The 10059-nt window shown below is 63.9% G+C and carries 10 protein-coding genes; 5 read left to right on the forward strand and 5 right to left on the reverse strand.

What is annotated here, in order from left to right; translation table 11 throughout:
- Positions 1–32: 32 nt before the first annotated feature.
- Entirely contained in the window at positions 33–1493 is a 1461-nt protein-coding gene (hydA, locus tag FCK22_RS16065) for a dihydropyrimidinase (RefSeq protein ID WP_067265239.1), read from the reverse strand.
- A gap of 73 nt (positions 1494–1566) precedes the next feature.
- Positions 1567–2817 carry a Zn-dependent hydrolase gene (locus FCK22_RS16070; RefSeq protein ID WP_067265242.1) on the reverse strand — a complete coding sequence of 417 codons (1251 nt, stop codon included), beginning with the start codon at positions 2815–2817 and terminating at the stop codon, positions 1567–1569.
- A 156-nt stretch (positions 2818–2973) separates the two neighbouring features.
- Here FCK22_RS16070 and FCK22_RS16075 point away from each other — a divergent pair, with 156 nt between their 5' ends.
- Both FCK22_RS16075 and FCK22_RS16080 read left to right on the forward strand, forming a co-directional pair.
- Positions 2974–3612, forward strand: coding sequence for a TetR family transcriptional regulator C-terminal domain-containing protein (locus FCK22_RS16075; RefSeq protein WP_067265245.1), 639 nt, complete (start codon positions 2974–2976; stop codon positions 3610–3612).
- 99 nt (positions 3613–3711) lie between these two features.
- Positions 3712–3924: a hypothetical protein gene (locus FCK22_RS16080; RefSeq protein ID WP_067265247.1), complete on the forward strand. Its 213-nt coding sequence runs from the start codon at positions 3712–3714 to the stop codon at positions 3922–3924.
- A 25-nt stretch (positions 3925–3949) separates the two neighbouring features.
- On the opposite strand, the gene preA is transcribed toward FCK22_RS16080, so the two are convergent.
- Positions 3950–5263, reverse strand: coding sequence for an NAD-dependent dihydropyrimidine dehydrogenase subunit PreA (gene preA, locus FCK22_RS16085; protein WP_067265250.1), 1314 nt, complete (start codon positions 5261–5263; stop codon positions 3950–3952).
- A 25-nt stretch (positions 5264–5288) separates the two neighbouring features.
- Positions 5289–6620 (reverse strand): NAD(P)-dependent oxidoreductase, encoded by a 1332-nt coding sequence (locus FCK22_RS16090; protein WP_067265252.1) that lies wholly within the window; start codon positions 6618–6620, stop codon positions 5289–5291.
- A gap of 331 nt (positions 6621–6951) precedes the next feature.
- On the opposite strand from FCK22_RS16090, the gene FCK22_RS16095 reads away from it, so the two are divergent.
- The gene (locus FCK22_RS16095) at positions 6952–7158 is read left to right on the forward strand and encodes a cold-shock protein (protein WP_067265254.1); all 207 of its coding nucleotides are present in this window, start codon (positions 6952–6954) and stop codon (positions 7156–7158) included.
- Positions 7159–7207: 49 nt separating this feature from the next.
- Here FCK22_RS16095 and FCK22_RS16100 read toward each other — a convergent pair whose 3' ends face one another.
- A complete protein-coding gene (locus FCK22_RS16100; protein ID WP_067265256.1) occupies positions 7208–7864 on the reverse strand; it encodes an arylesterase in 657 nt (218 codons plus the stop codon).
- A gap of 50 nt (positions 7865–7914) precedes the next feature.
- On the opposite strand from FCK22_RS16100, the gene FCK22_RS16105 reads away from it, so the two are divergent.
- Positions 7915–8583: an ATP-binding cassette domain-containing protein gene (locus FCK22_RS16105; RefSeq protein ID WP_067265258.1), complete on the forward strand. Its 669-nt coding sequence runs from the start codon at positions 7915–7917 to the stop codon at positions 8581–8583.
- Positions 8580–10059 (forward strand): FtsX-like permease family protein (locus FCK22_RS16110; protein ID WP_248646561.1); only part of this gene is annotated, 1480 nt, incomplete at its 3' end. The genes FCK22_RS16105 and FCK22_RS16110, both read left to right, overlap by 4 nt.

Genomic DNA, 10059 nt, shown 5'->3' on the forward strand with positions numbered 1-10059 from the left:
TTTACCTGGTTGTCGTGGCGGCTCTACATGGCTCAGATCCCCGCCGGAATGTTGAGAGGATCGCGCTTGATCATCTTGGGGCTGTTGAGTTCCTTCCATTTGCTGAGGGCGACGTTGGCGCTCGGGAAGGCCGGGCGCGGCACGAAACGGCCCCGGCCGGGCTGCGGCTGGCTGTTCTGACCCCAAGCCCAGATCACCTCGCCGCGGCTCAGGGTATAGCGGCTCTGCGCCTTGACCTCGAAGCCCTCAAAGACGTTGTAATCCAGCACCGAATGATGGTTCGCCGGGCTGATCGTCTTGGTGATCTTCGGGTCCCAGACCACGATATCGGCATCCGCCCCTTCGACGATGGCACCCTTCTGCGGATAGATGTTCAGGATCTTGGCGATATTGGTCGAGGTCGTGGCGACGAACTCGTTCGGGGTCAGGCGGCCCGTTTCCACCCCTTCGGTCCAGAGCACCGCAAGACGCTCCTCCAGCCCGTTCGAGCCGTTGGGAATGATCCGGAAATCGTCACGCCCCGCGCGTTTCTGCTCGGTCGAAAAGGCGGCGTGGTCGGTCGCCACCACCTGTAGGCTGCCCGATTGCAAACCGGCCCAGAGGCTGTCTTGATGGTCTTTCGAGCGGAACGGCGGCGACATGACGCGGCGCGCGGCATGGTCCCAATCGGTGTTGAAATACTCAGACTCGTCCAGCGTCAGGAACTGGATCAACGGCTCGCCGTAAACCCGCATCCCCTTCTGCCGCGCCCGGCGGATTGCCTCATGGGTCTGCTCGCAAGACACATGCACGATATAAAGCGGCACGCCCGCCGTATCGGCGATGGTGATGGCGCGGTTCGCGGCCTCGCCCTCGAGCTCCGGCGGGCGGGAATAGGCGTGGCCCTCCGGCCCGGTGATGCCCTGATCGAAATACTTCTGCTGCAACTCGGCCACCAGATCGCCGTTCTCGGCATGGACCATCGGCAGCGCGCCCAACTCGGCACAGCGCTTGAAGGAGGCGAACATCTCGTCATCCTCGATCATCAGCGCGCCCTTGTAGGCCATGAAGTGCTTGAAGCTGTTCACCCCCATGTCGACCGCGTCTTTCATCTCGTTAAAGACGGTCTCGTCCCAGCCGGTGACGGCCATGTGATAGCCGATGTCCGAGCAGATCTGCGGCGCCGACTTGCGGTGCCATTCGTTGATCGCGTTCTTGATACTGCCATTCGCGCCGGGCAGGCAGAAGTCGACCACCATCGTGGTGCCACCCACCGCCGCGGCCCATGTGCCGGACTCAAAGGTCTCAGCCGCCGTGGTGCCCATGAAGGGCATCTCTAGATGCGTATGCGGATCAATCCCGCCGGGGATCACATAGGCGCCTTCCGCGTCGATGTATTCGTCACCCGTAAGGTCCTCGCCGATGCGCTTAATCTTCTCTCCCTCGATCAGCACGTCGGCTTTCCACGTCCGGTCCGCCGTGCAGACCATGCCACCCTTGATTACCTTGCTCATCTTTCTCTCCCCATCTTTTCTGGCCAATCACGTCGGGGGGCCGGGGCAGCACCCCAGACCTCCGCCCGCGTGTTCAGCCCTCTATTTCCGCTGTCTCCAGCACCGCATGGAGCAGCACATCCGCCCCCGCCTTGGCCCAATCCTTGGTGATTTCCTCTGCCTCGTTATGGCTTAGACCATCGACACAGGGGCACATCACCATCGCCGTGGGGGCCACGCGGTTGATCCAGCAGGCATCGTGGCCCGCGCCAGAGATCAGGTTCATATGGCTGTAGCCCAGCCGTTCGGCGGCGTTGCGCACAGCCGTCACGCAACCCTCGTCAAAGGCCACGGGATCAAAGCCGCCGACCTTTTCAAATTCGATCTGCACATCCATATCGTCGGCGATCTTTTGACCCTCTTCACGCAGACGGGCCTCCATATCCTCGATGACCGACAGTTCGGGCGACCGGAAATCGACGGTAAAGACCGTCTTGCCGGGGATCACATTGCGCGAGTTCGGATAGACCTCGATATGGCCCGCCGCGCCGACCGCATGAGGCGCGTGGCTGAGCGCGATCTCGTTCACCTTCTCCAACACCCGCGCCATGCCCAGCCCCGCGTCGCGGCGCATTGGCATGGGGGTGGAGCCGGTGTGGCTGTCCTTGCCGGTGATCGTCACCTGCGTCCAACTTAAGCCCTGCCCGTGGGTCACGACGCCGATGTCCTTGCCCTCGGCCTCCAAAATCGGGCCCTGTTCGATGTGCAACTCGAAGAAGGCATGCATCTTGCGCTTGCCGACTTCCTCTTCGCCGCGCCAGCCGATGCGCTGCAGCTCGTCGCCAAAGCGCTTGCCCTCGGCGTCGGTGCGGTCATAGGCCCAATCCTGCGTGTGAATGCCAGCAAAAACCCCCGACGACAGCATCGCGGGGGCGTAACGGGTGCCTTCTTCGTTGGTGAAGTTGGTCACGACGATCGGGTGTTTGGTCTTGATGCCCAGATCGTTCATCGTGCGGATGATCTCCAACCCGCCGAGCACGCCAAGGATGCCATCGTATTTCCCGCCGGTCGGCTGAGTGTCGAGGTGGCTGCCCACATAGACCGGAAGCGCATCGGGGTCGGTGCCCTCCCGCTGGGCGAACATATTGCCCATCTGGTCGAGCCCCATGGTACAGCCTGCCGCTTCGCACCACTTTTGGAACAGCGCGCGGCCCTCGGCGTCTTCGTCCGTCAGCGTCTGGCGGTTGTTGCCCCCCGCCACGCCGGGGCCAATCTTGGCCATTTCCATCAAGGAATCCCACAGACGGTCGGGATCAATCTTGAGGTTCTCTCCGGGCGCGGGCATAGGTCACTCCTCTGTCATCGGCTTGGGCCGTGTTGTTTTTTTACCATTTGGTAAATCCACGATTGCGATTAGGTTAGGCTCTGTCAAGAACTGGTTTGAAACAACCCGCCGCCGATCCGGCAAACGCCTTTTTTAGCAGCACCAAGGATCATTGCCTTGCCCGAAAGCACCGCCAAGAAACCCAGCCGCATCCAGCAGCGCAACCGCCGGGTGATTCTGGATGCCGCGCTCGAAGTCTTTTCCAAACACGGCTACCGGGGTGCCACGCTGGATCAGATCGCCGCCGAGGCTGGGCTGAGCAAACCGAATATTCTCTATTACTTCAATGGCAAAGAAGACATTCACGTCACTTTGCTGTCGCAGCTGATGGAAACATGGCTCGACCCGCTGGTGGAACTGGACCCCGAAGGCGACCCCCGGCGCGAGATTTTGGACTATGTCGAACGCAAGCTGACCATGTCGCGCGAATTGCCGCGCGAGAGCCGTCTTTTCGCCAATGAAATCCTGCAAGGTGCCCCGCGGATCGAGCCGGAATTGCACAGCCATCTCAAACCCCTGTTCGATGAGAAATGCGCCGTGATCGCGGGCTGGGTGGCGGCGGGAAAACTGCCCGCGCTGGACCCGCAGCACCTGATATTCTCGATCTGGGCGACGACCCAGCACTACGCGGATTTCGAGGCGCAGGCGCAAATCCTGCTCGGTGCCGAGACCGACCCCCGCCCCCGCGCGCAGGCCCATCTTCAGGCGATGTTCGGCGCGCTTTTGGACCAGCCCGCGCCAGCGCCAAACGGTTAACCATAGCGGCCAGTGGCGCCCTGCGTTTAATCCCCCGTTAACACATGACACCCAGTCTGACTGGCGGGTGTGGGCTCCTTCCAAGGTAAAGGGGGAGTGATGAATGTAGGCGATATAAAGGGCGCAGGGGCTGCGCGGGATGCGAAGGGCGCAAATCCGGCAGCGTCCGATGAACCAGAGGGCGCGCCGCCCGTCACCCGCGAAAAGATGGCCCGGGATGCGGCAATGGCGCTGATCGTGGCGCGGCGGGAGGTGGCAGAGATACCGCCCCCCGCTGCCGATACCGCCGCCCCGCCCCGCAGAAAGTCCTGAACGCGGGGCGCGGGGGGGTCTTGTCTTACTCCGCCGGTTCGACCGCGTGGACGGAGGGGTTATTGGGGTGCGTGGTCCAATTGGCATAGTCCGGCGTCACCGTCTTGCCCGTGCGCAGGTCGGTGGTGCCCGCCGCCAGTTCCTCCATCGAGATGCAGTCTTCGACCGGGCAGACATTGACGCAGAGGTTGCAAGCGACGCATTCCTCTTCGATCACGGTAAAGGTGCGGTCTTCGGACATGGCGATGGCTTGGTGGCTGGTGTCCTCGCAAGCCGCAAAGCAACGCCCACAGGAGATGCAGAGGTCTTGGTCGATCTTCGCCTTGGCGACGTAGTTCAGGTTCAACTGGTTCCAGTCGGTCACGTTCGGCACCGCGCGGCCCACCAGTTGGTCGACCGAGTTCAGCCCCTTCTCGTCCATATATTCCGACAGGCCCGAGATCATCTCTTGCACCACCTTGAAGCCATAGGTCATCGCCGCAGTACAGACCTGCACATTGCCCGCGCCAAGGGCCAGAAACTCTGCCGCGTCGCGCCATGTGGTGACGCCGCCGATGCCGCTGATCGGCAGACCGTGGGTCTCAGGGTTTCGGGCGATCTCGGCCACCATGTTGAGCGCGATGGGTTTGACCGCCGGGCCGCAATAGCCGCCGTGGGTGCCCTTGCCGTCGATCGTGGGCTCGGGCGCGAAGAGGTCCAGATCGACCGAGGTGATCGAATTGATCGTATTGATCAGGCTCACCGCATCCGCGCCGCCGCGCTTGGCGGCCTCGGCAGGGTAGATCACGTTGGTGATGTTGGGCGTCAACTTCACGATCACCGGCATGCGGGTGTACATCTTGCACCAGCGGGTGACCATCTCGATGTATTCCGGTACCTGCCCCACGGCAGAGCCCATGCCGCGCTCAGCCATGCCATGCGGGCAGCCGAAGTTCAGCTCGATCCCGTCGGCGCCGGTTTCTTCCACATGCGGCAGGATCGCTTTCCACGCCTCCTCCTCGCAGGGCACCATGATCGAGGCGATGAGCGCGCGGTCGGGGTAGTCGCGTTTCACCGCTTTCATCTCGCGCAGGTTCACCTCCAGCGGGCGGTCGGTGATGAGCTCGATGTTGTTGAGCCCCAGAAGCCGCCGATCCGCGCCCCAGATCGCGCCGTAGCGCGGGCCGTTCACGTTGACCACCGGCGGCCCTTCGGAGCCAAGGGTCTTCCAGACCACCCCGCCCCAGCCTGCCTCATAGGCGCGGCGCACATTGTATTCCTTGTCCGTTGGCGGGGCGGAGGCCAGCCAGAACGGGTTGGGGGATTTGATCCCGATGAAGTCGCTTCTCAGATCAGCCATTTTGTTTCTCCCTCTCGGCGCGGCCTCAGCCCGCCGCCCCCATCAATGTGGTGTGAATGTCCATCGCCGCGTCGCGGCCCTCCGCCACGGCGGTCACCGTCAGGTCATCGCCGCCGCTGGTGCAGTCGCCCCCGGCCCAGACCCCGTCGAGGCTGGTGCGCCCGGTGCCGTCGACCTTGATCTTGCGCCCGTCGAGTTCGGGCAGCCCCTCGCCCAACAGCGTCTGACCGATGGCCTTGAACACCTGATCCGCTTGCAGGCGCAGGGTTTGGCCGGTGCCCTTCATCGCCTCATCGACATATTCAAACTCGATCTCACGCACCGATCCATTGCCATGCACGGCAATCGGCACCGCATGGGTCACGATCCGCACCCCCTTGGAGGCGGCGAGGTCTTGCTCGAACACGCTTGCATTCATCCGGTCGCGCCCGCGGCGATAGACCAGCGTCACATTGAGCGCGCCCAGCAGTTTCGCCTGCACCGCCGCGTCCACCGCCGTCATCCCGCCGCCGATCACCACCACGTCGCGGCCAATCGGCACGCCGGAGATATCGCTGGCTTGCCGCAGTTCGGCGATGAAATCGACCGCATTGGCAACCCCGGCCTTATCCTCGCCCTCGGCCCCGAGGGCATTGACGCCGACCAGCCCCATCCCGAGGAAAACCGCATCGTAATCGGCCTTCAGCTCATCGAGAGTGACATCCCGGCCCACGGCAACCTCATGCCGGAAGGTGATCCCGCCGATCTGCATCAGCCAATCCACCTCGGCCTGCGCGAAGCCGTTCGGGGTCTTATAGGCCGCGATGCCATATTCGTTCAGCCCGCCGGGCTTGGGCCGCGCGTCGATGATCTCAACATCGTGGCCCAGCATCGCCAGACGGTGCGCGCAGGACAGACCCGCTGGCCCTGCGCCGACAACGGCGATGCGCTTGCCCGTGGCTGCGGCCCGTTCAAACGGATGCACGCCCTGCGCCATCAAATGATCCGTCGCATAGCGCTGCAACTGGCCGATCAACACCGGCTTGCCCTCGGCCACCTCGCGCACACAAACCTCTTCGCAAAGCGTCTCTGTCGGGCAGACCCGTGCGCACATGCCGCCGAGGATGTTCTGGCTCAGGATCGTCTTGGCCGCCGCATCGGGCGTGCCGGTGGCGATCTGCCGGATAAAGAGCGGAATGTCGATGTCGGTCGGGCAGGCCGTCATGCAGGGCGCGTCGTGGCAAAAGTAACAGCGGTCCGCCGCGACCAGCGCCTCATGTTCGTCCAAGGGCGGATGAAGATCCGAAAACCCCTCGGCATAGCTCTGCGGTTCTAACCGCCCCGGAACGATCCCCGGCTCAAACACATCTCGTGCCATATCAAAATCCCTGTCGTTTTCTTGGTGTTTTGAAAACGCTCTCATGGAATCATTTTTTTATCAACTGGTAAATTTTTGAAAAGCGCGCCTTCCGGAAAATCCCGAGATGCCTGCCAGTTTTGTAACAGGCAGGTTATATTTCATGGGCGCTTCCTTGCTTGCGCCCCTTCGCCCCGTAAAAATCCTTGATTTTAAAAATAGAGATTCCAATATCACAACTGCGACGCGAAGACTTTTCGACCCGGCTGCCCTAAGGCTCCAGCGATCACGAATTCGACCGAGCCGCGCTGCCGCATGTTGCGGGCAGATCAAAGAGAGGGAGACACGGGGCATGGCTACTGGCACCGTAAAATGGTTCAACACGACAAAAGGCTACGGCTTCATTGCACCGGACGCGGGCGGCAAAGACATCTTTGTCCATATTTCCGCAGTGGAGCGTGCAGGGCTGACCGGGCTGGCCGACAACCAAAAGGTCAGCTTTGACGTCGAAGCGGGCCGCGATGGCCGCGAAAGCGCGAGCAACATCGCGCTGGCCTGAACGGGCCACATCACGAGGATCGAAACGGACGCTGCGGCGTCCGTTTTTGTTAGCGGCGCTCGGCGGCGCGGGCGGCAAGCTCTGCCACCGCCGGGCCGATGTCTTCCACGATCAACGCCACGCCTTCGGCATTGGGGTGGATGCCGTCGCCTTGGAGATAGCGCTGCACCGTCTCGCTCCGCGCGCTGGCGGCATTCTTTTCCTCGGCCAGCAGGCCGGTAAAGAAGTCCGGGTAGAACAGCGTGCCGTAAGCCTCGGCCAAATCGGGGTAGAGCCCTTCGAAATCCGCCTTATAGCCCGCCCCATAGTTGCCCGGCGCGCTCATGCCGACCAAGAGCACCTCCACCTCCGCCTTTTCCGCAGCGGCAAGGATGCCGTCGATGTTGCCGCGCGCCTGCGCCGGGTCCAACCCGCGCAGCATGTCGTTGCCCCCCAGCGTCACGATCATCGCGTCCACCTCGGGCGTCAGGGTCCAGTCGACCCGCGCCAGCCCGCCAGCGGTGGTATCGCCCGACACGCCGGCGTTGAGGATCTTGGCTTCGACACCCTCGGCATCCAGCCAGTCTTGCAATTGCGGCACGAACCCCTCCTCGGCGGGCAGCCCGTAGCCTTGGGTCAGGCTGTCGCCGAGCGCTGCAATCACCACCTCCTCGGCCTGCGCCGCGCTGCCTAAAATAAAGGCAAAACAGATCAATACCTTGCGCATCCTTCGCGGACCTCCATATCCATCACGTATCCCAAGCCAAAGGCGACCCGATGAGCGACCCTGTCTATGACCTTCAAGATGTCACGCTGAGCCTCAAGGGCAATGCCGGCCCCGTCGATATTCTGCGCGGCATTTCGTTGCAGGTCCAGCAAGGGGAGAGCATCGCGCTGACCGGCGCTTCCGGGTCGGGGAAATCATCGCTGCTGATGGTCATGGGCGGGCTGGAGCGCGCCACCGGCGGCAAGGTCACCGCCCTCGGCCATGACCTGAGCGCGTTGCGCGAAGACGGGTTGGCCCGGTTCCGGCAGGGGCGCATGGGGATCGTCTTTCAGTCTTTCCACCTCATCCCCACCATGACCGCGCTTGAGAATGTCGCCACCCCGCTGGAGCTTTCGGGCGCCGATGACGCCTTTGACCGCGCCCGGGCCGAGCTTGAGGCCGTGGGGCTGGGCCACCGGATCAACCAATATCCCGCGCAGATGTCGGGCGGCGAGCAGCAGCGCGTGGCACTGGCGCGCGCCGCAGCACCCCGCCCTGCGATCCTTTTGGCGGATGAGCCGACAGGCAGCCTTGACAGCCGCAATGGGGCCGCGATCATGGACCTGCTGTTTGAACTGCGCGACCGCCATGGCGCGACGCTGGTGTTGGTCACCCACGCCGATGATCTGGCGCAGCGCTGCGACCGGGTGGTGGAACTGCGCGACGGGCGTCTCGCATGAGCCTGCGCCTTGCTGCCCGTTTCGCCCGCCGGGAAATGCGCGGCGGCCTGCGCGGCTTTCGCCTGCTGCTGGCCTGTCTTGCGCTTGGCGTGGCCGCACTGGCCGCTGTCGGGACCGTCCGCGCGGCGATCGAAGCCGGGTTGGAGGCCGAGGGCGCGGCCCTTCTGGGCGGCGATGCCGAGCTTGATTTCACCTACCGTTTCGCCACCCCCGAAGAACGCGACTGGATGGCCGAACGCGCCACGCGCGTCTCCGAGATTGTCGAGTTCCGCTCCATGGCCGTCACCGGTGCGGGCGAGACCTCCGAACGCGCGCTCACGCAGGTAAAGGCGGTCGATGACCTCTATCCGCTGATCGGCGAGATGGTTCTGGACCCCGCCCTGCCGTTGGAAGATGCCCTTTCGCCGGACCCCGCCGCCCTGCCCGGCGCGGTGATGGAGCGGGCGCTGGCGGATCGGCTGGCCCTCTCCCCCGGTGACACCTTCGCCCTTGGCGAGGCGGAGTTCACCCTGACCGCGCTGATCAAACGCGAACCGGATTCCGCCGCCAGCGGCTTTTCCCTTGGGCCCCGCACACTGGTCAAACGCGCGGCACTCGAAGGCTCCGGCCTGCTTGCCCCCGGCACGCTTTTCAACAGCAAATACCGTCTCGAATTGCCCCAAGGCACCGCCCTCGCCCCGCTCGAAGCAGAGGCCAAGGCGCGTTTTGCCGATGCCGGAATGCGCTGGACCGACGCGCGCAACGGCGCGCCGGGCGTGGCGCGTTTCGTCGAACGGCTGAGCGCCTTTCTGGTGCTCGTCGGGCTCTCGGGCCTTGCCGTCGGCGGGGTCGGCGTGGCGGCAGCGGTGCGGGCCTATCTGCAACGCAAAACCGCCGTCATCGCCACCTTCCGCGCCATGGGGGCGTCCCGCGCGACGATCTTTCAAACCTATTTCATCCAAGTCGGCATTCTGGCCATGGTCGGGGTCGCCCTTGGCCTGCTGATCGGGGCGGGGCTGCCCTTGCTGCTCTCGCCGCTCATCGAGGCAAGCCTGCCCCTGCCCGCGCGTTTTACCATCTACCCCGCCCCACTGATTGAGGCCGCGCTCTACGGGCTGCTGACCGCTGCTCTCTTCACCCTCTGGCCGCTCGCGCGCAGCGCTGATGTCCGCGCCGCGACCCTGTTTCGCGACGACTGGCAACGGCAATCACCTTGGCCCGCCGCGCCCTACCTCGTCGCGATGGCGCTGCTTCTGGCCGCTCTGCTTGCGCTGGCGGGTTGGTTCAACGGCTCGTGGTCGCTCACGCTTTGGACACTGGGCGGATTGGCCGCGACGCTGGCGGTGCTAGCGCTGGCGGCGGCGCTCTTGGAGGCCGAGGCCGATTTGGAAGACATCGTGCGGATCAACGTGAACCGGATGCTCTATATCTCGGCAGGTCTCGGGCTGTGGCTCTTGGGGCTGGGGTTCTTCGCGCTGACCTCTCTGGTGCTCTTGG

The sequence above is a fragment of the Sulfitobacter sp. 15WGC genome, assembly GCF_005068605.1.
In the GTDB taxonomy this organism is placed as follows: domain Bacteria; phylum Pseudomonadota; class Alphaproteobacteria; order Rhodobacterales; family Rhodobacteraceae; genus Sulfitobacter; species Sulfitobacter faviae.

Bases quoted from the DNA above. Each gene is read 5' to 3' on its own strand.
- hydA (WP_067265239.1), bottom strand. From the start codon at position 1,493: ATGAGCAAGGTAATCAAGGGTGGCATGGTCTGCACGGCGGACCGGACG.
- FCK22_RS16070 (WP_067265242.1), bottom strand. From the start codon at position 2,817: ATGCCCGCGCCCGGAGAGAACCTCAAGATTGATCCCGACCGTCTGTGG.
- FCK22_RS16080 (WP_067265247.1), top strand. From the start codon at position 3,712: ATGAATGTAGGCGATATAAAGGGCGCAGGGGCTGCGCGGGATGCGAAG.
- preA (WP_067265250.1), bottom strand. From the start codon at position 5,263: ATGGCTGATCTGAGAAGCGACTTCATCGGGATCAAATCCCCCAACCCG.
- FCK22_RS16090 (WP_067265252.1), bottom strand. From the start codon at position 6,620: ATGGCACGAGATGTGTTTGAGCCGGGGATCGTTCCGGGGCGGTTAGAA.
- FCK22_RS16095 (WP_067265254.1), top strand. From the start codon at position 6,952: ATGGCTACTGGCACCGTAAAATGGTTCAACACGACAAAAGGCTACGGC.
- FCK22_RS16100 (WP_067265256.1), bottom strand. From the start codon at position 7,864: ATGCGCAAGGTATTGATCTGTTTTGCCTTTATTTTAGGCAGCGCGGCG.
- FCK22_RS16105 (WP_067265258.1), top strand. From the start codon at position 7,915: ATGAGCGACCCTGTCTATGACCTTCAAGATGTCACGCTGAGCCTCAAG.